This is a genomic window from Streptococcus sp. SS-4456 (genome assembly GCF_036680365.1).
Classification (GTDB): Bacteria; Bacillota; Bacilli; order Lactobacillales; family Streptococcaceae; genus Streptococcus.
Genome location: NZ_JAVIHI010000002.1, coordinates 64,054 through 88,439 on the forward strand (window position 1 = coordinate 64,054; position 24,386 = coordinate 88,439).

26 protein-coding genes are annotated in these 24,386 nt (G+C 43.6%); 7 read left to right on the top strand and 19 right to left on the bottom strand.

From position 1 onward, the window contains the following. Positions 1-46 precede the first annotated feature (46 nt). A complete protein-coding gene (locus RFK25_RS00945) occupies positions 47-1,612 on the top strand; it encodes an ABC transporter substrate-binding protein/permease (RefSeq protein ID WP_332410758.1) in 1,566 nt (521 codons plus the stop codon). Further along, on the top strand, positions 1,605-2,348 hold the full coding sequence (locus tag RFK25_RS00950) for an amino acid ABC transporter ATP-binding protein (protein ID WP_332410760.1): 744 nt from the start codon (positions 1,605-1,607) through the stop codon (positions 2,346-2,348). The genes RFK25_RS00945 and RFK25_RS00950 overlap by 8 nt, the downstream gene beginning before the upstream one ends. 116 nt (positions 2,349-2,464) lie before the next feature. Here the strand turns inward: RFK25_RS00950 and RFK25_RS00955 are convergent, their stop codons facing one another. From RFK25_RS00955 to RFK25_RS00980, 6 genes are all read right to left on the bottom strand, one after another. Continuing rightward, the gene (locus tag RFK25_RS00955) at positions 2,465-2,674 is read right to left on the bottom strand and encodes a capsule biosynthesis transcriptional regulator (protein ID WP_009910800.1); all 210 of its coding nucleotides are present in this window, start codon (positions 2,672-2,674) and stop codon (positions 2,465-2,467) included. Positions 2,675-2,757: 83 nt separating this feature from the next. Beyond that, positions 2,758-3,663, bottom strand: a complete 906-nt coding sequence (locus RFK25_RS00960) for an SPFH domain-containing protein (protein WP_332410761.1) — start codon at positions 3,661-3,663, stop codon at positions 2,758-2,760. Positions 3,664-3,672: 9 nt separating this feature from the next. Further along, on the bottom strand, positions 3,673-4,923 hold the full coding sequence (gene ilvA, locus RFK25_RS00965) for a threonine ammonia-lyase IlvA (protein WP_332410762.1): 1,251 nt from the start codon (positions 4,921-4,923) through the stop codon (positions 3,673-3,675). A gap of 714 nt (positions 4,924-5,637) precedes the next feature. Next, complete coding sequence (gene ilvC / locus RFK25_RS00970) at positions 5,638-6,660, bottom strand: ketol-acid reductoisomerase (protein WP_105125207.1); 1,023 nt, start codon at positions 6,658-6,660, stop codon at positions 5,638-5,640. A 46-nt stretch (positions 6,661-6,706) separates the two neighbouring features. After that, complete coding sequence (ilvN, locus tag RFK25_RS00975) at positions 6,707-7,183, bottom strand: acetolactate synthase small subunit (protein ID WP_105125208.1); 477 nt, start codon at positions 7,181-7,183, stop codon at positions 6,707-6,709. Beyond that, positions 7,176-8,879, bottom strand: a complete 1,704-nt coding sequence (locus tag RFK25_RS00980; protein ID WP_332410766.1) for an acetolactate synthase large subunit — start codon at positions 8,877-8,879, stop codon at positions 7,176-7,178. Before RFK25_RS00980 ends, ilvN begins: the two co-directional genes overlap by 8 nt. Positions 8,880-9,105: 226 nt before the next feature. Here RFK25_RS00980 and RFK25_RS00985 point away from each other — a divergent pair, with 226 nt between their 5' ends. From RFK25_RS00985 to RFK25_RS01005, 5 genes are all read left to right on the top strand, one after another. Then, entirely contained in the window at positions 9,106-10,158 is a 1,053-nt protein-coding gene (locus tag RFK25_RS00985; RefSeq protein ID WP_332410767.1) for a bifunctional glycosyltransferase family 2/GtrA family protein, read from the top strand. Continuing rightward, entirely contained in the window at positions 10,145-11,086 is a 942-nt protein-coding gene (locus tag RFK25_RS00990) for a phosphodiester glycosidase family protein (protein WP_332410769.1), read from the top strand. Before RFK25_RS00985 ends, RFK25_RS00990 begins: the two co-directional genes overlap by 14 nt. Then, on the top strand, positions 11,061-11,483 hold the full coding sequence (locus tag RFK25_RS00995) for a hypothetical protein (protein WP_332410771.1): 423 nt from the start codon (positions 11,061-11,063) through the stop codon (positions 11,481-11,483). Before RFK25_RS00990 ends, RFK25_RS00995 begins: the two co-directional genes overlap by 26 nt. A 159-nt stretch (positions 11,484-11,642) precedes the next feature. Continuing rightward, positions 11,643-13,358 carry a dihydroxy-acid dehydratase gene (ilvD, locus tag RFK25_RS01000; RefSeq protein ID WP_332410773.1) on the top strand — a complete coding sequence of 572 codons (1,716 nt, stop codon included), beginning with the start codon at positions 11,643-11,645 and terminating at the stop codon, positions 13,356-13,358. A 53-nt stretch (positions 13,359-13,411) separates the two neighbouring features. Further along, the gene (locus tag RFK25_RS01005; protein WP_332410774.1) at positions 13,412-13,798 is read left to right on the top strand and encodes a DUF6176 family protein; all 387 of its coding nucleotides are present in this window, start codon (positions 13,412-13,414) and stop codon (positions 13,796-13,798) included. A 20-nt stretch (positions 13,799-13,818) separates the two neighbouring features. Here the strand turns inward: RFK25_RS01005 and RFK25_RS01010 are convergent, their stop codons facing one another. The 13 genes from RFK25_RS01010 to grpE all read right to left on the bottom strand — a co-directional run bounded on the left by RFK25_RS01010 (position 13,819) and on the right by grpE (position 24,374). Then, positions 13,819-14,160, bottom strand: a complete 342-nt coding sequence (locus RFK25_RS01010) for a metal-sulfur cluster assembly factor (protein ID WP_332410776.1) — start codon at positions 14,158-14,160, stop codon at positions 13,819-13,821. Positions 14,161-14,291: 131 nt separating this feature from the next. Further along, positions 14,292-14,744, bottom strand: coding sequence for a pyridoxamine 5'-phosphate oxidase family protein (locus RFK25_RS01015; protein ID WP_332410777.1), 453 nt, complete (start codon positions 14,742-14,744; stop codon positions 14,292-14,294). A gap of 284 nt (positions 14,745-15,028) precedes the next feature. Next, the gene (locus tag RFK25_RS01020) at positions 15,029-15,700 is read right to left on the bottom strand and encodes an amino acid ABC transporter permease (protein WP_332410779.1); all 672 of its coding nucleotides are present in this window, start codon (positions 15,698-15,700) and stop codon (positions 15,029-15,031) included. A gap of 248 nt (positions 15,701-15,948) precedes the next feature. Next, positions 15,949-16,824, bottom strand: a complete 876-nt coding sequence (locus RFK25_RS01025) for a transporter substrate-binding domain-containing protein (RefSeq protein ID WP_029179392.1) — start codon at positions 16,822-16,824, stop codon at positions 15,949-15,951. A 122-nt stretch (positions 16,825-16,946) separates the two neighbouring features. Next, positions 16,947-18,395 (bottom strand): amidase, encoded by a 1,449-nt coding sequence (locus RFK25_RS01030; RefSeq protein ID WP_332410781.1) that lies wholly within the window; start codon positions 18,393-18,395, stop codon positions 16,947-16,949. Between the two features lie 9 nt (positions 18,396-18,404). After that, on the bottom strand, positions 18,405-18,683 hold the full coding sequence (locus RFK25_RS01035; RefSeq protein WP_332410782.1) for a hypothetical protein: 279 nt from the start codon (positions 18,681-18,683) through the stop codon (positions 18,405-18,407). Positions 18,684-18,731: 48 nt separating this feature from the next. Beyond that, positions 18,732-19,169: a lipoyl protein ligase domain-containing protein gene (locus RFK25_RS01040; protein WP_332410783.1), complete on the bottom strand. Its 438-nt coding sequence runs from the start codon at positions 19,167-19,169 to the stop codon at positions 18,732-18,734. 190 nt (positions 19,170-19,359) lie between these two features. Continuing rightward, complete coding sequence (gene dnaJ, locus RFK25_RS01045) at positions 19,360-20,493, bottom strand: molecular chaperone DnaJ (protein ID WP_332410784.1); 1,134 nt, start codon at positions 20,491-20,493, stop codon at positions 19,360-19,362. 478 nt (positions 20,494-20,971) lie between these two features. Beyond that, a complete protein-coding gene (locus RFK25_RS01050) occupies positions 20,972-21,190 on the bottom strand; it encodes a hypothetical protein (RefSeq protein WP_332410786.1) in 219 nt (72 codons plus the stop codon). Between the two features lie 2 nt (positions 21,191-21,192). Next, complete coding sequence (locus tag RFK25_RS01055; protein WP_332410787.1) at positions 21,193-21,348, bottom strand: Sec23/Sec24 zinc finger-containing protein; 156 nt, start codon at positions 21,346-21,348, stop codon at positions 21,193-21,195. A gap of 36 nt (positions 21,349-21,384) precedes the next feature. Beyond that, positions 21,385-23,208, bottom strand: a complete 1,824-nt coding sequence (gene dnaK, locus RFK25_RS01060; RefSeq protein ID WP_332410788.1) for a molecular chaperone DnaK — start codon at positions 23,206-23,208, stop codon at positions 21,385-21,387. 221 nt (positions 23,209-23,429) lie between these two features. Beyond that, positions 23,430-23,861 (bottom strand): GNAT family N-acetyltransferase, encoded by a 432-nt coding sequence (locus tag RFK25_RS01065; protein ID WP_332410790.1) that lies wholly within the window; start codon positions 23,859-23,861, stop codon positions 23,430-23,432. Further along, a complete protein-coding gene (gene grpE, locus RFK25_RS01070) occupies positions 23,862-24,374 on the bottom strand; it encodes a nucleotide exchange factor GrpE (RefSeq protein WP_024380106.1) in 513 nt (170 codons plus the stop codon). Positions 24,375-24,386: the final 12 nt, after the last annotated feature.

The following is a 24,386-nucleotide window of genomic DNA, read 5'->3' on the forward strand; positions in this document are numbered from 1 at the left end:
AGAATTTTTAATAGAATGGTGTAATACCATTTAATAAGGAGTTATTATGAAACATAAACTTAGTATCTTTCTGCTAAGTCTTCTTGCTGTATTTTCCATAGCAACAGGCGTAAAAGCAGATGAATACCTCCGGGTCGGTATGGAGGCTGCTTACGCACCTTTCAACTGGACCCAGGAGGATGACAGCAACGGAGCAGTTCCGATTGAAGGAACCAACCAGTACGCTAATGGTTACGATGTTCAAATCGCTAAAAAAATTGCCGCGTCCTTGGACAAGGAGCTCTTAGTAGTTAAAACCAAGTGGGAAGGTCTTGTTCCAGCTCTTACTTCTGGCAAGATTGACATGATTATCGCTGGTATGAGCCCGACCGAAGAGCGTAAGAAAGAAATCGCATTCTCAGATAGCTACTACACTTCTATTCCGACCCTTGTAGTTCGTTCAGATAGCCAGTATGCTAAGGCGACTAGCTTGGCTGAATTTGCTGGTGCCAAGATCACTGCCCAGCAAGGAGTTTACCTATACGACTTAATCGACCAAATTCAAGGTGCAGACAAACAAACTGCCATGGGAGATTTCTCTCAAATCCGTCAAGCCCTAGAAGCTGGCATCATTGACGCCTATGTTTCTGAGCGTCCAGAAGGTCGTACAGCCGAAGCAGCCAACAAGGCATTCAAGATGGTCGAATTATCGGATAATTTTGAAACCAATGCTGAAGACGTGACTATTGCTGTCGGTATGCGTAAAGACGATGCTCGCATCAGCCAGGTCAATGAAGTACTAGCTACTCTTTCGGAGAACAACCAAATTGCACTTATGGACAATATGATTGAAAACCAGCCTGTTGAAGAAGCCAGCGAAGGCGAAACTCCTAGCTTCTTTGCTCAAGTGTGGAATATCATTGTCAACAACTGGCAGCAGTTGCTTCGTGGCACTGGAATGACCTTGCTCATTTCCATCCTTGGAACCATTATCGGTACCCTTATCGGTCTTTTGATTGGTGTTTTCCGTACTGCTCCAAAAGCAGCTAACAAGGCTCTTGCTATTGGTCAAAAAATTCTCGGTTGGTTTATCAATATCTACATCGAAGTTTTCCGCGGTACACCGATGATTGTACAGTCCATGGTTATCTACTACGGTACTGCCCAAGCCTTCGGTCTTAACCTTGACCGTACCCTCGCTGCCATTTTCATCGTATCCATCAACACAGGTGCTTACATGAGTGAGATTGTCCGCGGTGGTATTTTCGCAGTAGACAAGGGGCAATTCGAAGCCGCAACGGCCCTTGGATTTACCCACAACCAAACCATGCGCAAGATTGTTTTGCCACAGGTTATTAGAAATATCCTTCCAGCTACTGGTAATGAGTTCGTCATCAATATCAAGGATACTTCTGTATTGAACGTAATCTCAGTTGTTGAATTGTACTTCTCAGGAAATACCGTGGCGACACAAACCTACCAGTACTTCCAAACCTTTACCGTCATTGCCATCATTTACTTTATCTTGACCTTTACTGTGACCCGCATCTTGCGAGCAGTTGAAAAACGCTTTGACACAGACACCTATACAACTGGTGCCAACCAAATGCAAATCGAGGTGCCTCATGACTAATAATGTAATTCTTGAAATTAAAAATCTAAAGAAATCCTACGGACAAAACCAGGTCCTCAAGGACATTTCTGTAACAGTTGAAAAAGGAGAAGTGATTTCCATCATTGGTTCATCTGGTTCTGGAAAATCAACCTTCCTCCGTTCCATCAACCTCTTGGAAACACCCACCGAGGGACAAATCCTCTACCACGGTCAAGATGTCTTGGCCAAGGGCTATGATTTGACCACCTATCGTGAAAAACTAGGCATGGTATTCCAGTCTTTCAACCTCTTTAACAACCTCAATGTCTTGGAAAATGCCATCGTAGCACAAACCACTGTATTGAAACGCGATCGTGCAGAGGCTGAGAAAATCGCCAAAGAAAATCTCAATAAGGTCGGTATGACCGAGCAGTACTGGCAGGCCAAACCAAGCCAACTCTCTGGTGGTCAAAAACAGCGTGTTGCCATTGCCCGTGCTCTGTCTGTAGATCCAGAAGTTATTCTCTTTGATGAACCAACTTCCGCTCTAGACCCAGAAATGGTCGGTGAAGTACTCAAAACCATGCAGGATTTGGCCAAGTCAGGTCTAACCATGGTGATTGTTACTCACGAAATGGAATTTGCCCGTGATGTTTCTGATCGTGTTATCTTCATGGATAAGGGTATCATCGCTGAAGAAGGTGCTCCTCAACAAATCTTTGAAAATCCACAAGAAGAGCGGACCCGCGAATTCCTACAGCGTTTTTTAGGATAAGCCTTCTCTCTTATAGATAGTAACCTTACCAGTTTCAAAGCTGGTAAGGTTTTTTGACGTCAAAAAAGAGGGCTCGATGACCCTCTTATGCAATCCTCTAAATACTATGACTTAGATTAGTTTTCAAATTTCTTGTGGTTTTTGTCGTAAAAGTCAATCAACCCCAAGGCAGTCGCAAATGAAATGTTATCAATTTTAGCGCGTCCTTGTGCAAGAGCGATAACTGACATCTCACGAGCATTTGTTTCCTTGCTGATACGGTAGCCAGTGATTTTCTTTTCGCGTACCCAGCCGACAACAGCAGCAACTTTTTCGTAACTAGTCATTAGGAACCCCTTTCCAATTTATTCGTGCAATTTAGTATAATACGAATTGCATTGAATTGTCAAGTAAAATGTTCGGATTTTACTCAATTTTTAACCTGGAGAGCAGACAATATTTGTGTACGTACATCCTCCACTCCGCCAGCATTAGCTGGTAAAAAGATTGTTTGATTACCTCCTTGCGCAAAATTATTTAATGTATCCAAGTATTGGTTGGTCAACAAGATAGACATAATCTGCTCTTCTGTCATGCTGATGTTAGACTCTTTCAGTTCACGAATAGAATCTGCTAGTCCGTCTACAATTGCCTTCCTTTGTTGGGCAATCCCCACACCATGTAGGCGGTCTTTTTCAGCTTCTGCTTCAGCAGCAGTGACTATTTTAATCTTATCGGCTTCTGCCAATTCTTGGGCCGCAACCCGTTTCCGCTGAGCTGCGTTGATTTCATTCATTGATTGCTTGACCTCGGCATCTGGTTCAACCTTGGTAATCAAGGTCTTGACAATAACATAACCGTAGGTCGACATCTCTTCCGCCACCTGTTTTTGTACTTCAAGGGCAATTTCATCTTTCTTCTCGAAGAGTTCATCTAAGGTCAACTTAGGCACCGAAGAGCGCAAGGCATCTTCAATATAGGATTTAATCTGTGCCTCTGGGTGCATGAGTTTGTAGTAGGCATCTGTGACATTATTTTCATTAACACGATATTGAGTCGCCACATTCATGGTCACAAAGACATTATCCTGGGTCTTAGTTTCCACCACAATTTCACTTTGCAACATCCGCAATTGGATACGAGCCGCGATGACATCTACCCCAAAAGGTATTTTAAAGTTAATACCAGAGGTAGAAGTCTTTTGGTACTTCCCAAACCGCTCTACAATAGCAACCGTCTGTTGCTTGACCACATATAGCCCCGAAACAACTAAAACCAAGGCAAGTAATACAACAAATAAGAAACTAACGATTACAATAATTGGACCAAGAACCATACCTACCTCCTATACTAGCATCTTATAAAGCGAATCATTTTCATGAAGATTGATATACTGAGGATCGAAATCTTCTAAGCGAGAAAGGAATTGGACATAATCTTCCTTATTGCCCAAAGCAATCCCAATCAAGACTGGACCAGTACCCTTATTGGCACGTTTGATGTACTCAAAGCGAGTAATATCATCATTAGGACCTAAAATATCATTTACAAATTCACGCAAGGCACCCGGACGTTGTGGGAAATTCACAACAAAGTAATGTTTTATCCCTTCATAAATAAGTGCTCTCTCTTCCATCTCTGGCATGCGGTTAATGTCATTATTACCACCTGAAATGATACAACAGATAGTCTGTCCCTTAATCTTATCCTTAACGACTTCTAGTGCTGCCACAGTCGCTGCTCCTGCTGGCTCAGCCACAATCCCTAGTTTTGAATAGAGGTCCAAAATGGTGCCTGAAATCCACCCCTCATCAACACCAATCAACTTATCCACATGCTTTCTAGCTACTTCATAGGTTGAAGCCCCAACCTTTTGAACAGCAATGCCATCCGCAAACTTATCAATCGATGCTAGTTTTACTGGACGTCCCTTATCAAATGCAGCCTTCATGGAACGGGCTCCGTTTGCCTCAACCCCGATAATCTTAATTTCAGGAGCATTTTCTTTCAAGAACGCAGAGACTCCGGCAACCAATCCACCTCCGCCTACTGGCACAAGGATTTGATCAAAACTAATGGACTGTTCCTCAGCTTCTTCTAATATTTCGTAAGCTACTGTACCCTGACCAGCCTGCACATTGGCATCATCGAATGGATCAATAAAAGTTTTTCCACTCTCTTTTGTAAATTCTTGTGCTGCTTGGGCAGCTTCGTCAAAAGTATCTCCTACCAAACGAATATCAACAAAATCTCCACCGAAGAAACGAACCTGTCCAATCTTTTGCTGGGGGGTCGTAATAGGCATAAAGATTGTCGCAGGAATCTGCATTTCTTGACATGTATAGGCAACACCTTGGGCATGGTTACCCGCCGAGGCACAGACTACCCCTAGTGATTTTTCTTCATCAGACAATTGTGAAATCGCATAGTATGCTCCACGAATCTTAAAAGAGCGAACCCGCTGCTCATTCTCACGCTTGATATAGATGGTGGCTCCGTACTTTTCTGATAAGTAGCGACTGTAATCTAATGGCGTCCGAACGACAACTCTTTTTAAGACTTCGTAGGCCTGCTCTACATTTTTTGCTGTAATCATATTTGCACTAATTTCTTTCTATAATCATATTGTACCAGTATTTTCAAAATAATACTAACAATTATACGCATGTTTAAAATAATATTATACATTTCATTCAAATACCGAACTTTTTAGCTATAGTATTCTTCCTTTGACTATTCACTTTAAAAACAAGAAGGAATTTTATAGACTAAAAATAGGATAGACCTAATTTGTTTTTGCACAGAATCTTCCTTGAGTGGGGCAAAGCAACCTCTCTAATGATGGAATGAGTTACACTTAGACATAGGGAGCCGAAGAAAGCAAATATTATCTATTGAAGGACTATAACATAAATAGACGGTCAAAAGAGCTGGCCCCACCAGCTCTTTAATATGTCTTGTCTACTAAACTTTTCCAAAACTCCCTAACTTCAAAATAGGATAGGGAAGCAAAAGCTTTTCCAACTGTCTATTCGTAACCAAAATTCCGCTTTCCAATCTTTAAGCGTATGCTTGAATTTCTGGACGACCAGCTGAAAGAGTCTATCCTCAGACTCTTTCACTCCACTTCAACTGCCTCGCTCTCTTGTTTTCAAGCGAGCAACTACTTCCTTCAAAGGTTCCCCAAACCTTTGAAGCTGTCAGAGGTTGGAAATAAAACTTACGATAGTAAGTGTCCGTTAGCATTGCCTATAGACTTGCCTCGCTCTCTCGTTTTCAGGCGAGGGCTAAAACAGTCCACTGGACTGTTTTAGTTATAAATTTTAAACGAATCGTCGTCGTTGCGGCTGACGAATGGCATTGCTTTGCGGAGTTCTGCTCCGACTTTTTCGATTTCGAGTCCTTCTGCTTCTTTGCGGTAGGCTTCCATGCGTGGACGGCCTGCCTTGTAGTCGTTGACGAAGTCGTTGGCGAATTTACCAGACTGGATATCCGCAAGGACTGCTTTCATGTTTTCTTTAACTTGGTCTGTAATCACGCGTGGGCCTGATACATAGTCACCGAATTCCGCAGTGTTTGAGATAGATTGGCGCATTTTCTTGAAGCCACCTTCGTAAACAAGGTCAACGATGAGTTTCATTTCATGGAGCACTTCAAAGTAAGCCAATTCTGGTGCATAGCCTGCTTCTGTCAAGACTTCAAAACCAGCTTGCATCAGAGCTGTCAAACCACCGCAGAGAACTGCTTGCTCACCAAACAAATCTTCTTCTGTTTCTTCTTTGAAAGTTGTTTCCAAGAGACCTACACGAGCTGAGCCAACACCTTTTGCCCAGTCCATAGCAATGTGCTTAGCGTTTCCAGTTGCATCTTGGTAAACTGCGTAAAGGGCTGGTACACCAAAGCCTTCTTCAAAGGTACGGCGAACCAAGTGACCTGGACCTTTCGGTGCACACATGAAGACATCCACATCTGCTGGTACCTTAATAAATTCAAAGTGAACGTTGAAACCATGAGCGAAACCAAGAGCATTTCCTGCTTCCAAGTTTGGAGCGATTTCGTCATTGTAAAGGTCCGCTTGGATTTCGTCTGGAGCCAAAATCATGATAACATCGGCTTGTTTTGCTGCTTCTGCTACTTCAAAAGTTTCAAAACCGTCTTCTTTAGCCTTGTCAAATGACTTACCAGCACGCACACCGATGATAACATCGTGTCCTGTATCACGCAAGTTTTGGGCATGGGCATGGCCTTGTGAACCATAACCGATAACAGCGATACGCTTGCCGTCAAGTGCTGCTACTGTTACATCTTTTTCATATTGCATTGCTACTGTCATAAAATTCTCTTTTCTATTTTTTAAATTATTCTATAAAGGTTTAAGACTAATCTCGACTAAAACCTGTTGCTCCCGTACGGGCGATATTCTTAATGCCGTAAGGCTGAATCACACGCAGGAGGGCGTCAATCTTATCTCCGTCGCCAGTCATTTGAATGGTAATGGAGTGCGGTGCCACATCGACAACGCTAGCACGGAAAGGTTGGATAATGGCTAAAATTTCTGCCCGCTTAGCTGGCGGAGCAACGATTTTAACCAGAATCACTTCCCGTTCCAAATGGGGAATGTCCGTCAAATCACGGACACGGACCACATCAATCAAGCGATTGAGTTGTTTGATGATTTGTTCTACTTCGTCCATAGTTGCCACATCAACGATGACGGTAACACGGGAGATACCGTCCACTTCTGTCGGACCGACGGATATGGACTCAATATTGATTTGCCGGCGAGATAAGACACCTGTAAAGCGGTTAAGGACGCCAGATGAATTTCGTAATTTTGCTGTTAACATTCTACGCATTAAACTTCACCCCCAACATCTCTGCATTGCTCTTGCCAGCTGGCACCATTGGTTGAACGTGTTCTGCTTTAGAAATATGCACTTCAATCAACATCGGTCTATCTTCCAAAATAATTTTCATATCTTCAGCCAGGGTCGCTGGATTATCAAAACTGTAGTGAGCAATGCCGTAGGCTTCAGCTAGCAGCTGGAAATTTGGCTCCGCATCAAAGACAGACTGACTGCGGCGTTTGTCATAGAAGGATTCCTGCCATTGACGAACCATTCCAAGAGAGTGGTTGTTAATGAGGACTACTTTGATAGGAACTCCATAGCCGTTGAGAATGGCTAATTCCTGGTTGGTCATCTGAAAACCACCGTCCCCAACAAAGCAGACAACTTCCCTGTCTGGATTGGCTAATTTTGCACCGATAGCTGCAGGAATACCGAAGCCCATGGTCCCCATGCCACCCGATGTTACTAACTGGCGTGCATGCTTGTAAGGATAGAACTGGGCAGTCCACATCTGATGCTGCCCTACGTCAGTAACCACAATAGCATCCCCATTGGTCAGTTGACCAATTAACTCAATAGCCTGTTGTGGTTTGATAAATTCAGAATCTTCCTCATACCAGAATGGCGCTCTGCGTTTATTTTCTAAGACCTGAGCGGTCCAGTCAGCGTAATCTGTTTCCACAGGTTCCAGCTTGAGCAAGGCTTGGAGAGTTGCCTTAGCATCTCCTACGACTGGTACGGCTGTTTTCTTAACCTTACCGATTTCAGCTGGGTCGATATCAATATGGGCAACGGTTGCGTTCGGTGCATAGGTGAGAGGATTACCTGTCAATCGGTCGTCAAAACGAGCGCCAATATTGATAATGTAATCCGCATCATTCATGGCCATATTGGCTGCATAGGAACCGTGCATGCCACCCATACCGAGTGCCAACTCATGCTCAATTGGCATGGCACCTAAACCTAGCAAGGTAGAAACAACTGGAATCCTGTAACGTTCCGCAAAGGCAATCAGCTCTTGATTGGCATCTGCGTAGTTAACTCCTCCACCAGCAAGGATAACTGGTTGCTTAGCCTGACTAAGCTGTTTCAATACTTTCTTGACCTGTAAACCATTTGGCTCAACTGTCGGTTGATAACTTGGGAGTTGAACAGTTGGATCGTGATAAAAATCAACTACTCTCTCTTGAATATCTTTTGGAACATCAATGACAACCGGACCTGGACGACCAGTTGTTGCAATATGAAGCGCCTCTGTTATCACACGAGGAATATCTGCGGTATCTCGAATTTGATAATTATATTTAGTAATCGGCATAGTCATACCCAAGACATCGGCCTCTTGAAAGGCATCCTTACCGATCCCCCGTGTAGCTACTTGACCTGTAAAGACCAACAAGGGTACGCTATCTCCCATAGCATCCGCAATGCCTGTGATGGCATTTGTTGCTCCTGGACCAGAGGTCACAATGGCTACACCCACCTTTCCTGATGATTTAGCGTAACCTTCTGCCTCGTGAACTGCTCCTTGCTCATGACGAGCCAAGATATGTTGAATACCCTCATATTGGTAAATTGCATCATATAGTGGTAAGACTGCTCCACCTGGATAACCAAATACTAAGTCAACTCCTAATTGATGCAAGGTATCCAAAATTAGATAAGACCCCGAACGTGGTTGGTCTAGTTGAATTACTTGCACGAATATTCCTCCTCTCTGCAAATGTGTTATCTACTATAATATCACAAGGAATTGGAATGTCAAGAAAACTTTCTGAAAATTCCTACATTTGTTCGGATTCTTAAAAATTCCCAAAGAAATTCTTAAAGCAAACTTAAGCTAATCGCAAGCCTCATCTAGTTTTAGCTTGCTTTTAGAAAAGTCCCGTATAGTAAACTCATCAAGAAAAACATACGAGGTTTATGATATGTATTATGTAGTGATACCGGCTTATCAGCCAGATGAAAAATTGATCCAACTCTTAGAAGTTATAAAGAATAGACTAAACTGCCAGGTCATTGTTGTAGATGATGGTAGTACAGACCAAGCAAGAAATATTCTTGAAATCGCCAAAACCTATGCCATTGTTCTCCACCACGATGTCAACAAAGGAAAGGGACAAGCTCTACGGACAGCCTTTAGCTTTATCCAAGATTTGAGAAAGCCAGGTGTTATCGTTACTGCTGATGCAGATGGTCAACATGCTGTGAATGATATTGACCGTGTCGCACGCGCAGCCATGAACCTACCCAACCGCCTCATCCTTGGCGTCCGTCAATTTACTAAGGACATCCCGCTCCGTAGCCGATTTGGTAACAAACTAACTAGAGTCTTGTTCCGACTACAAACCGGTGTCAATGTATCCGATACACAAACTGGCTTACGTGGTTTCCACACCGACATGATTCCATTTATGTTGGACATTGAGGGTGACCGCTACGAATATGAAATGAATATGCTGACCCAAGCAAGTCAAGCCTATAAAATCACGGAAGTTCCAATCCAAACCATTTATATCGATGATAATGCCAGTTCGCATTTTCGTCCCATAAAAGATGGACTGCTCATTTACAAGAATCTCTTCAAATTTGCCCTGGCATCTTTTGGTGGATTCCTAGTCGACTATGGTATCTATGCCTTAGCTTTATTGGTGCTGACCGGACTGCCAACTGCTGCACGTTTGTTAGTTGCTAACACCATTGCTCGCATCTGCAGTGCTAGCTGTAATTTTGTCCTCAATAAGAAATTAGTCTTTAAAAACAAAGAAAGCGTCGCACGAACAGGTGCTGGCTACTTTACTCTAGCTCTCATTCTCTTCCTAGCTGATACAGCTCTTCTTTATCTTTTCCATCAAATTCTTGGACTTAACCTCTACCTTGTCAAACTTGTGGTCGGAGTCTTCCTCTTCCTAGCCTCTTGGCTCATTCAAAAAAATATCATCTTTAAAGAAAGGAAATCATATTCCCATGAAATTGCTTAAAAAACCCTTTGCCTACGCCACCATCTTTGGAATGCTGCTAACGAGTGGATTTTCCTACTCTATGTTGAAAACTTTCGTCCTGTCTGAAGCTATTTCCACCGTCGCGGCAAACAGCACTACTACAAGTAGTCAACCGACAGCAGAAACGACCGCTTCATCAGCCACCACTGCCTCAACAGCTACCAACGTGACGACAACAGATACATCTTACTCTGATGATAATATCCAAGTTAACTTAGAAACCATCACTACCAACAACACAACTGTCTATGTGGCTGATATCCAGGTCAGCTCTCCAGAGTATCTAAAGACAGCTCTAGCCCAAAATACCTACGGTACCAACGTAACGGCCAAAACTTCTGAAACCGCCGCTGCAAACAATGCTATCCTAGCTGTCAACGGTGACTATTACGGCGCCAACTCAACTGGTTATGTCATTAAAAACGGCGTCCTCTACCGTGACACTGTCCGTGACAATGCAGCTTACGGCGACTTGGCAATCTACGCCGACGGCTCATTTGAAATCATCTATGAAAATGAAATCACTGCTCAAGAATTGATTGACAAGGGGGTCGTCAACCTCTTAGCATTCGGTCCATCATTGGTAGAGAATGGCGAAATTGTCGTTGATACATCAACAGAAGTTGGTCGTGCCAAGTCATCCAATCCACGCTCTGCAATCGGTATTATTGATGAAAACCATTATATCATCGTCGTAGCCGATGGGCGAACATCTGAAAGTCAAGGACTTTCTCTCTATCAAATGGCCGAGGTTATGAAGCAGTATGGTGTCCAAACAGCCTATAACCTTGACGGTGGTGGTTCGTCAACCCTCTACTTCAACGGCCAAGTCATCAACAATCCAACAACAAACGGAAATACTATCTCAGAAAGGGCGGTAAGTGACATTGTCTACATCGGTTACTAATCAAACATCTACGCGTACTGCACGCACCTTCATTACCTACTTGGCTACAACAGCCTTCCTCTTTATCTTCAGCCGTATCTACGAAAGCCTTAGTTATGGCGAGGTTTCATTCTTCATGCATTATATGTTTTGTGTGACCCTGATTGGCGGAGCTTTACTCCTTGGTATGCTCACTCTAAAGCCAAACTTATCACGAATGACTTTTAATCTCTGGAATTCAGGTGTTGCCACCATTACAGCAGGCTTCCTGCTCCGTGGTATCATCAACCTGTCTGGTCGTTCAACCACCTTGGACCAACCCTATTGGTTTATCGGTGCAGGATTCTTAGTTCTTGCCTTGATTAGCCTCTTCTTTACCGGAAACAAGAAAGTACAGCTCCGAGCAACTGCTCAGTAACAAGAACAAACTAGAACAGCCTTTAGAACATCCAAGGCTGTTTTGTTTTATTTTTTGAAATATTCAGAAATTTCACATCATTTAACAAATCCTTTTTCATTTCCCTCATAACTATGGTATAATGAATAAAATAACTTTTGGAAGATAGGGAGAAGAGTAATGACTGATAAAGATACACTGAAAAGCCTCCGTCATCGTAGCTCTGTTTACGATTCGATGGTCAAATCGCCCAACCGTGCTATGTTGCGTGCCACAGGCATGACCGATGATAGTTTTGAAAAACCAATCGTCGGAGTGATTTCAACCTGGGCAGAAAATACACCTTGTAATATACACTTGCATGACTTTGGAAAATTAGCCAAAGAAGGCGTCAAAGAGGCAGGGGGCTGGCCTGTTCAGTACGGTACCATTACCGTTGCAGACGGGATTGCCATGGGAACTCCTGGCATGCGTTTCTCCTTGACTTCCCGTGATATCATCGCTGACTCTATTGAAGCAGCTATGGGAGGTCATAACGTAGATGCCTTTGTCGCTATCGGAGGGTGTGATAAAAACATGCCTGGTTCCATGATTGCCATCGCAAACATGGATATTCCTGCTGTATTTGCCTATGGCGGAACCATTGCGCCAGGTAATCTCAACGGTAAAGACATCGACTTGGTATCCGTTTTTGAAGGAATCGGAAAATGGAACAATGGCGACTTAACTGCTGAAGAAGTTCGTCAAATCGAGTGTAACGCTTGCCCTGGACCTGGTGGTTGCGGTGGCATGTATACTGCCAATACCATGGCTACTGCCATTGAGGTTATGGGCATGTCCATTCCAGGCTCTTCTTCTCACCCTGCTGAATCTCCTGAGAAAAAAGCGGATATTGAAGAAGCAGGTCGTGCCGTTGTCCGCATGTTAGAACTGGGCATCAAACCATCTGACATTATGACTCGTGAAGCCTTTGAAGATGCTATCACTGTTACCATGGCTCTGGGCGGCTCAACCAACGCTACTCTGCACTTACTGGCCATTGCCCACGCTGCCAACGTTGACTTGACCTTGGAAGATTTCAATGATTTCCAAGAACGGGTACCTCACTTGGCAGACCTGAAACCATCAGGAAAATATGTCTTCCAAGACCTCTACAATGTCGGTGGCGTCCCAGCTGTCATGAAATACTTGCTCAAAAACGGCTTCCTTCATGGTGATCGCATCACATGTACAGGTAAAACCGTTGCTGAAAACCTTGAAGCTTTTGCAGACTTGACTCCAGGTCAAGATGTCATCATGCCACTTGAAAATCCAAAACGAGCGGATGGACCTCTGATTATCTTGAAAGGTAACCTTGCGCCTGAAGGTGCCGTTGCCAAGGTTTCAGGCGTGAAAGTCCGCAATCATACTGGACCAGCTAAGGTCTTTGATTCGGAAGAAGAAGCTATCGAAGCAGTCTTGACTGACGAAATCGTAGATGGCGATGTAGTCGTTGTCCGCTATGTTGGACCAAAAGGCGGTCCTGGTATGCCTGAAATGCTGTCCCTTTCTTCTATGATTGTCGGAAAAGGCCAAGGTGACAAGGTAGCCCTTCTGACAGACGGTCGTTTCTCTGGCGGAACTTATGGTCTGGTTGTTGGTCACATTGCTCCTGAAGCCCAGGATGGTGGTCCAATCGCCTACCTCCGCACAGGAGATTTGGTGACGGTGGACCAAGATACCAAAGAAATCACCATGCATGTTTCTGACCAAGAAATCGAAGAACGCAAGAAAACTACTGTTATCCCACCACTCTACTCTCGTGGCGTTCTCGGCAAATATGCCCATACCGTGTCTTCTGCCTCCAAAGGAGCTGTTACAGACTTCTGGAGACCAGAACGTACAGGGAAAAAATAATGAATTTATTAAACCCTGTCACTGCGACAGGGTTTTCACAAGGAGAAAATCAAATGAAACTAAACGTCGAACTCTCCCGCTTTCGTGTTAAAGAAGGCAAAACTGTTCAAGTAGATGAATGGATGACCTTTCTCAATGAGCACATGGAAGACACCCTTCTCACTCTTGAAGGAGAGAAAATGTATGTCGAAACCATCTTCCGCGAGGTATTGGACGGACGCGAATACCTTTACTGGTATTCTGTTCAAGCTGAAGGAGGGATTGAAGTCGAAAATTCAGAATCCTATATCGACAAAAAACATTTAGAATATTGGGAAGAATGCATCGACCCGAGCTATGGTATGGTCGATTTGGATCCGCAAGTTGTCATGATTCCAAAGCCGATTTATGAAACCATGGAAAAATTAGACAGACAATACGATGAAACATTTAAAAAATGAGTTGCTCCATGCAACTCATTTTATTTTGGACTGATACCTAGCGTAATCCGTCCCAGACGGCTGATTCGCGTCATCTTCCAAGCAGGAGACCAGACAATCTCTACTTGTGCATCGGTAATACCTTCGATTTTCTTCAAGGCTGTGACTAACTCACCTGGCATGGTATCAGCACAAGAACAACCAGCATCGGTAAAGGTCATGATGACCTTACAAAATCCATTCTCATCCAAATCAATTTCATAGACCAAGCCTAAATTATAGATATCCAATTCAATCTCCGGATCATAAATATTCTCTAGGACTTCGATCAATTGACTTGAAAGTGCAGCTGCTCGGTCATTGATTTTTATATCGTCTCTCATTGGAATTCTCAACTTTCTTGTTTTTATCATTTTCTCATATTTTTCATAATTTTTCAAGAAAATGTGGCTTAATTGTCTGAATATTCAAAAAGAAGCTCCAAAGAGCTTCTCAATGTTTTCTGTCTAGAGAATTAGATCGCTCTCATCTCCTTCGACTGACCTTCTCCAATCTGGAAGACATACTTGTGACCTTGGGTCAAGCTATGGTAGAAACCTTTCCCCTCATAAAGTTGAAAAATTTGCATGGTTTTCCGACTTTCTTCATCCTTATAAACATGCTGCACATAAGGATTGTCCGCAAAGACCTTTTCCAAGAGTTCTTGACTTGCTGGTCTAGCCTTTCCTTCAATTCGAATGACTTGAATAAGATAATCCTCCTCAGATAAAGCCGTGACGGCTAGGCGCTCATCCCCCATCAATTGATGGTAAAAATGAGTTTCTGATCCTGTCATAAAGAATACACCCTCTTCCGTCGCAGCTGTAATATGAATCGGTCTGGAATGAGGATTACCCGCCTCATCAACCGTAGCAAAAATCCCTACCCTCATTTCTTCCAAAATGTCCATGATATCTTTCAATTCCATAGCACACCTCCTAGACTTCTTTCTACTTTGATTATAGCAAATTCTAGCAAGAAAGTTAAGAAAATTCCATTCATTTAAATAGATAATGAGAGGAGAAAGTAAGCTTGCACATTCTAACAAGACAGATAGAGAAAACGAAATGACAGATACCTAATATCTGATACTAGCTTGTTTTGACACAGGTAGACCATAAGACTAGAACTAGCTGTTTTCATTTAAAAAGATTGAAAGAATGATCATTCAACGATCATCCCTTCAATCTCAAATCTTGATTTCACTGTTCTTTAATAGGTAGCCAAGCGTTTTTCCAAGTGTACTTGACCGACAGCATATAGTGTACAGATAACCCAATAAATGAGGGCTACACAGATATAAACTGTCATGTAGTCAGACTTGGCTCCACCGACTATTTTGGCCTTATTGAAAATCTCTGGTACTGTAATCATAGCTGTCAGAGATGTACTTTTAACCATGTCCAAAAGCACATTGCTAAGAGGTGGTAGGGCAATTCGGAAGGCTTGGGGAATAATGATTTTTCTGTAGATCACATTGGTCCGCAAGCCCAGGGAACGCGCCGCTTCCCATTGCCCCTTATCAATGGCTGAAAGAGATGCACGGATAATCTCAGAAATGTAGGCACTGGACATGGAGGTAAAGGCGATGATAGAGGCCGTTATAGCATCTAACTGCAAGCCCATAAAGGGCAAACCAAAATAGATGAAGAAAAGAAGAACCATGAGGGGAATTCCACGCATGAGAGAAATATGGACCATAGCCAACCAACGCAAGGGTCCAAACTTAGACATCCGCATGAGAGCTACAAAAAATCCGCAGAAAGTCCCCAAGGCAAAACCAATTAGGGATAGGGATAAAGTGTAGGGAAGCCCCTCCAAAATCTGTGGAATCGCCTCTCTTGCAATATCCGCATTAAAAACTGCCTGCCAGTTGATATCCATATCCTCTCCTCTTTCCTTAAAACCAGATAGACCTTGCCAGTCTTTAACTGACAAAGTCTATACGAGATGCATTTATCGTCATTTATTTTTTCTTTTATTACGTCGTTAACTCGCCTTGCCTAACTCCAGTTATGCCTGCGGCAATTGAGGCGAAGTTGCTTCGCCCAATCTCCAGTCTTCAAAGGTTCCCCGAACCTTTGAAGCGAGTACTAAAAGTAAACTAAAAGACTATAATTTCTTACCAAGTCTTATTCAACTTCGATAACTGGCAACTCATCTGCATTTTCAACAGGAACTGTCAAGTCTTGTCCTGCATAGTATTTCTCAGAAATTGCCTTCAAAGTTCCGTCAGCTTTCATTGCTTCAAGAGCCTCGTCAATTTTTTCTTTCAAGCTTGTATCAGCCTTGCTCATGACAATACCTTGTTCAGTTGGGTTGTATTTAGCATCACCCATCTTCACCTTGATGTCTGGGAAGTTGGCATTTGCCCATTTGATGGCCATGACTTGTGTATAGTAGTCGTTTGGAATGAAGTCTGTACGACCTGTTGATACGTCACGTAAGTAAACATCATTGGTTACGTTGTCATAGATAACTGGCTCTGCACCTTGCTTTTCAGCAATTTTCATGTACTGAGTACCTGCACCACCACCAGCTTTTTTACCAGTCCAGTCGCTCAAGTCAGCTGCTTCGATTCCTGATGAACCATCTTCACGAACGATGTAGCCACCAACTGAATACTTGTAAGGGATAGAGAAGTTGTACTTTTCCTTACGTGCTTCTGTCATGTCAAAGTTGTTAACAGAAATATCAACTTTACCACTGTCCACAGCTGTAAAGGCTTCTGCTACACCGATTTCTTGGTATTCGATTTCCAATTTCAAACGTTTACCAATTTCATTGATCATATCAATTTCATATCCGACCAATTCTTTGGCATCGTTGTAGTAAGAAGTTGGGAAGAGGGTACCTGGTGTAGCAACCTTCAAGACACCAGCTTCTTGTACTTTTTCCCACTGAGTCTGTTCAGCAGAAGAACTGCTAGTATTAGAACTTGAACTAGAACATGCTGCCAAGGTCAAAGTAGAAACCAAGAGAGCTGAGGCTAAAACTTTTTTCAACATAAAACAATCTCCTTTGAAAGCTATAGCTTCCTTTTTACTTTTTCGGTGTTAACCCACCAACTTTTATAGGGTAACACTTTTGTAAAAATTTGGCAAGTATTTTATCTGAAAAATGAATTCCCTTACAAGTTGAGTAAACCTGCTGCCTCCATTTGGTCTGCCAACTGCAAGAGTAAATCCTCTCGTCCCTTGGCTGCTGTCAATTGGATGCCGATTGGCAATCCGTCAGCCCGCACATAAGTTGGCAGAGAAATAGCTGGCTGACCACAAATATTGGCCTGCTGCGTAAAGGGAGTTAGGGCTAGACTGTCCTCGAACATTTGCCAGATCAGGTCCTGCTGCTCTTCCATGGAATAGTTCTGGGTGTGCTTGAGGCGGTCCAGCAAATCTGCTGATAGGTCAAATTGTCCATGCTTGGGCGCTACATCAGCCACTGTCGGCGTCAGGAGCAAGTCGTATTCCTCATGGAAACGCGCCATGCTGGCTCCAAACTGGTCCCAGTCCAATAGGGCCTTGGAGTGCAATTTGGCTGGTATGGTTTGCCCGCTTTGGTAGATAGCCCAGGACATGACTTCCATGTCATCCAAGGTCATCTGGCGCCCAAAAGCTGCTTCGATGTCGTCAAACATCTGAGCCGTGTCCACGCTGTTCATCAGGTAGAAGGATTTCATCAGGGCCACTCCATCCAGAGGATATTCTGATAATTCCACCACTTCATGCCCCAAATTTGCCAAGTGATGACAGGCTTTTTGAACCGTTTCTACCGCTTCAGAACTGACCTTGCTCCCTACTGGAGACTTGGTATAGTAGGCGATTTTTAGGGGGCGAGACAATTTTCCAAAAACCTCCTCTTCGCTCAGCTCGGCAAGGGGAAAGGGGGCTTCCAGCTGGTAGTCCTGGAAATGATAGAGCAGACGCTGGGTATCTCGGACAGACTTGGTCAGGGCAAAATTAACAGATGCTCCCTGCCAGCCACGATAAGACTTAGGTCCAACCGGAATCCGACCACGACTGGTTTTGAGCCCAATCAAGCCATTGAAGGAGGCTGGGATACGAATAGACCCACCACCATCTGATGCCGCAGCAATAGAGACCATGCCTGAAGCCAGTGCTGCAGCTGCACCACCACTCGATCCACCAGCATTGCGACTAGGATCTAAGGGAAGATTGACAGGACCGTGCAGGCGGGCATCTGAGATATTTTTGAAGCCGAATTCTGGCGTGTTGGTTCGACCGACAATGATGAAACCCAAGTCCTTCAAGCGTTGGACATAGGTATCGGTATGACCTGCTAGCCGACCAGCAAGCAGGCGAGAACCTGCAGAAGATGGCTGCCCCTTTTCATTTTGCCCCAGATCCTTCAACAAGAAAGGAACTCCTGCAAATGGCTTGCCCAGATAGTCTTCTTTTTCCGCCTCTTTCAAGGCTCCTTCATACTGCTTGCTGACAACCGCATTGAGGGCGGGATTGAGCTTTTCAATCCTGTCAATTGTTTCTTGCACCAATTCCTTGGCAGAAACCTGTTTTTGATTGACAGCCTGAGCCATGGCTGTCGCATCTTTCCATATCATAAGAATCTCCTAGATACCATATTTTTCCATAGACTGCTTGATGGTCTTTCCGAGCGCCATAAAATCAGTCATATTGTCCGATGAGGGATAAAAGGTGGTCAGAAAAGCTCCATTTTCAATCAAGACACGCTCAATTCGTGTTTTCATATCCTCCACCGTCACATCCTGACCAACCAAGTCTGACAGATTGGCCATCGAATCCGGATTTACTTGCGGAAATCTGTCCGATACTGCTTGCGGAGTAAAACTTGCCGCATAAAAATCAGCCACCACTTGCCCACGTTTCATTTGATCGCCTGAAACACTGATATAGGCAGAAATGGCAATAGCCTCTTGTTAAATCCGCTGAGCCAATCCAGCAAACTTCCGCCCCTTGATACTAAGGTCGTAGGTCCCAGGACAATAGGAAGTTGCCACCTCACCACTGACCACCTCGAAGGGAAAATCTGAAAGCGCCTGGGCAATCAAATCCACCATGACCTGATAAGACTCCCGCAAATCAACCTTGTGACCAGAAGGATTGGGCAAAATCAGAGTGACATTTAAAATCCCTTCATCTGCTACCACAGCTAGACCACCCAGACTCCGAATAATAGGACTGTAGCCCGCCCGACCAATACTGGCTAAGCCCCTGTCCAGCTGGGCGACCTGACTGTCCATCATCCCCAGAATGACCGTTTTATCCATAGGCCAAAAATGCAAAATGCCTGTATCGGTCTGACGATTGACCTCGCGCAAAAAGACCTCTGTCCACACCAACGGTCCTTGTTTCAAACCCGTCAAGCCAGACCGATCTTCGTATTTTTTATGACCACATTCTCAACCCAAGATTTCATTCCGTAAGCGTTCTCTTTCAAATTACTATATCTTATTTTAACACAGAGCAATTTGATACAACCGAAAAATGTTATTTCTTTTATGAAAAACAGAAAAAGACTAGATAAAATCCAGTCTTAATCTCGATTTACAATTCTTCAAAAGCATCTTTTACCTTGTCAAAGAAGCCTTTTTTATGGGGTTTGATATCAATGTTTCCTGCTGCTGCAAATTCTTTAAGAGCTGCACGTTGACGGTCGTTCAGACCTGTAGGGGTAACAATATTGACCGTCACATACTGATCACCGATGACCCCACCACGAACACTTGGAGCTCCCTTGCCTTTCAGACGGAAGGTCTTACCTGTCTGTGTTCCTTCAGGGATCACCATATCCACATCACCGTGAACGGTTGGTACATGGACTGTATCGCCCAAGGCTGCCTGAACAAAGTTGAGGTCTAATTTATAATAAATTGTTGTCCCCTCACGCTCAAACTTATCTGAAGCCTGGACTTGAATGACCACATAGAGATCTCCGTAAGGACCTCCATTAAAACCTGCTTCCCCCTGACCTGCCAGACGGATTTTCTGACCAGTTTCCACACCAGCTGGTACCTTAACCGTTACCGTATGAGCTTGTTTTTCATGACCGGTTCCGCGACACGTTGTACATGGATCCTTAATTTGTTTACCACGACCATGACAGACATCACAGGTCATTTGACGGCGCATGGTACCAAGTGGTGTTTGCGTGTCCACATTGATAATCCCTGAACCGTGACAGCGTCCACAGGTTACTGGACTTGTACCAGGTTTAGCACCTGAACCTGTACAGGTCCGACAGGTTGCTTCGCGATTGTAAGAAACTTCTTTTTCTACACCGAATATCGCCTCTTCAAACTTGAGATTGACACGGTATTGGAGGTCATCCCCTGGACGAGGAGCATTAGGATTGCGGGTCGCACCACCACCAAAGAAGCTTGAGAAGATGTCTTCAAAGCCACCGAAACCAGCTCCATCGAAACCACCAAAGCCTCCAGCTCCTCCGCCAAAGCCTCCATTGGCACCAGCTGGACCAAATTGGTCATAGGCTGAACGCTTCTGCGGATCACTCAAGGTCTCATAAGCCTCCTGGACCTCCTTGTATTTATCCTCCGCACCCGGATCCTTGTTAATATCTGGATGGTATTTTTTCGAAAGCTTGCGATAAGCCTTCTTAATCTCGTCTGGCGAAGCATTCTTAGAAACCCCCAGACGATCGTAAAATTCTGTGTTGTTCATATAAGATACTAAGGGCGTAAAGCGGACACAGCCAAAATAGGAGTTTTGACGCAGGACCTCACCGTCCTAGGAAAAACTATCTTTTTGGCACAGTCCGTAGCCCGTGTTCGATTACGAACACTTTCCTTTCTATCATGGTTTTGGAAAAGTGAAAACAGGAAACTGACGCAATGTGTTCACACACTAGGAGGTTTATCTTTTTCACTAGGTTTTTAGCCCGTGTTCGAATTACCGAACTTGTATTCCTTTCTTTGAAAATTAGAAAGTAGCCCGTGTTCAATTAAGAACACTTTCCTTTCTATGAAGATATTAAGCCGTTAAGCGACTCAAAGAAAAATAGGAAACTGTCCGACGATGCCTCGCATCTAGGTAAAGTTTATCTTTTTTCAAAGAGTCGTAGGCGTATTCAATTCTGTAAAAGTTAGAAGGGTATTTACCCAAAAACAGAGGCTGGGTTGCAACCTCTGTTAATAAAATATTATAAATAATTTCGTATCCAATCTGGCATACTGGAGTCATCAATCGACCATGATTCTACTTCATGCTCATCTTTCTCCCACACATTTTCATCACCATCGAAAAACTTAACTCTAGAACATTTATACTTTGTAACTACACTACCTTCTAGGCGATATTCATTCCAATAATAGCTCTTTCCGTGACCTTTCCACTCATTTGTTATATAAATTGTTGACATAATTACTCTCCATAAATATTGTCATGAGAAATACTACTTTTTCTACCGCATTCTTCGCACTTCCAAATATATTTATTATCGTCAAATCCACTTTGAACATTTAAGTATGCACCACAATGATCACAATACCAATCTACATCAGGAAATCTACCACTCATAATTATCCTCCTTGTTAGTCTAGTCACTAAGAAATCCTACTTCTCAGTAAACTCGCCATCCACCACATCATCATCTGCGTTGTTAGCTGTTTGAGCACCTTCTTGACCTGCGGCTGCTTGTTGTGCTGCTGCGGCTTGCTCGTAGAGTTTCACCGCAAGGGCTTGGGCTTTTTCGTTGAGGTTTTCAAGTTTAGCCTTCATGTCGTCCAAGTTGTTCGCTTCTTGGGCTGCTTTCAACTCATCAAGGGCTGCTTGGGCTTGGTCGCGTTCTGCGTCGAAGCCTTTGCCTTCAGTTTCTTTCAGCGTTTTCTCAGTCGCAAAGATGGCTTGGTCAACATCGTTACGAAGGTCCACTTCTTCCTTACGTTTCTTATCTGCTTCAGCGTTTGCTTCTGCATCTTTCATCATGCGGTCGATTTCTTCGTCTGTCAAACCTGAGTTAGACTGGATAACGATAGTTTGCTCTTTTTGGGTACCAAGATCTTTAGCTTTTACAGACACGATACCGTTTTTATCAATGTCAAATGTTACTTCGATTTGTGGCACACCACGAGGTGCAGCTGGGATATCTGTCAATTGGAAGCGACCAAGTGTCTTGTTGTCTGCTGCCATTGGACGCTCACCTTGAAGCACGTGGATGTCAACAGCTGGCTGATTGTCTGCTGCAGTTGAGAAGACTTGTGATTTAGAAGTTGGGATTGTTGTGTTGCGGTCGATGAGTTTTGTAAATACACCACCCATTGTTTCGATACCAAGTGACAATGGTGTTACATCAAGAAGGACAACGTCTTTCACATCACCAGTAATCACACCACCTTGGATTGCCGCACCCATAGCAACCACTTCATCAGGGTTTACAGATTTGTTTGGCTCTTTACCTGTTTCAGCTTTTACAGCTTCTACAACGGCTGGGATACGAGTTGAACCACCGACAAGGATAACTTCGTCGATTTCTGACAAGCTAAGTCCTGCATCTGAAAGAGCTTGACGAACAGGAACTTTTGTACGTTCTACAAGGTCGTAAGTCAATTCGTCAAATTTGGCACGTGTCAATGTCATTTCCAAGTGAAGAGGGCCTGCTGCACCTGCAGTGATGAACGGCAAGCTGATTTGAGTTGAGGTTACACCTGAAAGGTCTTTCTTAGCTTTTTCAGCCGCATCTTTCAAGCGTTGAAGAGCCATTTTGTCAGCTGACAAGTCGATGCCGTTTTCTTTCTTGAATTCTGCTACCATGTGGTCGATGATCTTTTGGTCAAAGTCGTCACCACCGAGCTTGTTATCACCTGCTGTTGCAAGTACGTCAAAGACACCGTCACCGAGCTCAAGGATAGATACGTCGAAAGTACCTCCACCAAGGTCGAATACCAAGATTTTCTCGTCTTTATCAGTCTTGTCCAAACCGTAAGCAAGGGCTGCTGCAGTTGGTTCGTTGACGATACGTTCTACTTCAAGACCAGCGATTTTACCAGCATCTTTGGTTGCTTGACGCTGTGCATCGTTAAAGTAAGCAGGAACCGTGATAACGGCTTTAGTTACTTTTTCACCAAGGTACTCTTCAGCGTAGCCTTTCAAGTATTGAAGAATCATAGCTGAGATTTCTTGTGGTGTGTATTCTTTGCCATTTGCTGAAACTTTTTCAGAAGTTCCCATTTTTGATTTGATAGAGATGATGGTATCTGGGTTAGTCACTGCTTGGCGTTTTGCCGCATCACCAACGATGATTTCACCATTTTTGAAAGACACAACAGACGGAGTTGTGCGGTTTCCTTCTGGGTTTGCGATGATTTTTGATTCAGTTCCTTCAAGAACTGCAACTGCTGAGTTAGTTGTACCTAAGTCAATACCGATAATTTTAGACATATGTGTTACCTCTTTTTAATTTCTTTTAGTGATACTCTCCTTAAGTGGCGACGCCGTCAGAGCCCGCTTTTGCGGTCTCTTTGACTAAAGTTTGAGCCTCTAGTCTCAAACTTTGCGTATTTACCGCCACGGCGGAGAGTATCGAATGGGCTCACGATGTTCGCCAGCCCGCAAGCACAAGGCTTGTCTTTTTTCAATTTCATAGTTTTGTGACATTTCGGTCAGAGTATTCGGCGCATGAAGATATAATCATCTTCAATGTTATTTGATTCTTGAAAGCCTAACTTCTTCCAGAATTTTCTAGCCTCCAAATGTTTTTCATGAACTGGTAGCGAAATTTGAGTCACGCTGTGCTCTGTTTGCAGATAGTCTATACAGACTTCTACTGCTTTTCTCCCAAGTCCTTTTCCTTGATATTGCTTATCAATTACAAAATTGATGATTTCACCATTTCTGTCTTTGCAGTAAAGCGAAACATAGCCTATCAAATCCATCCCATTGTAAATGGCTTTTGGATGCGAGAACGGTCGGAGACTCCAAGCCTCTGCCAATGAAAACTCAACTGAATCGACATAATCTTCCTTAGATATACCAGAATCAATATGTAAGCAATCGTAAAAATTTTCATCGCTAATTTCGCGTAGCTCTATCATTTATTCTGATACCACCACCATAGCCGGTCTCAACAGACGTTCATGCAGCTTGTAGCCTTTTTGGAAGACTTGTGCGATGTGTTCTGCTGGGCAATCGTCTGTGGCTGGGACTGTTTGAATGGCCATGTGAAGATTTGGGTCAAAGACATCTGTTGTGACTTCTTCCACCCCTTCTTCTTTAAGGGCTTGAATCAAGCTTTCCTGTACCATTTCCAAGCCTTTTTTGACATCTTCTGTCAGACCTTCGACTTGAAGGGCACGTTCCAAGTTATCCAAGCTTGGCAAGATTTTCTTAGCCAAGTCTTGCGAACGGTAACGCTGAATGGTTTGGCGTTCTTCGTTTGCACGGCGTTGGATATTTTGCATTTCAGCGTGGGCACGGAGGTACTTGTTTTCAAATTCCTCAGCGCGCTCATTTGCCAAGTCCAACTCTGATTTTTCAGGCGTTTCCACAACTTCTTCTGTTGCTTCAACCTCTTCTACGATTTCTTCGTTTTTGATTTCTTCTGACAAAGCATTCTCCTT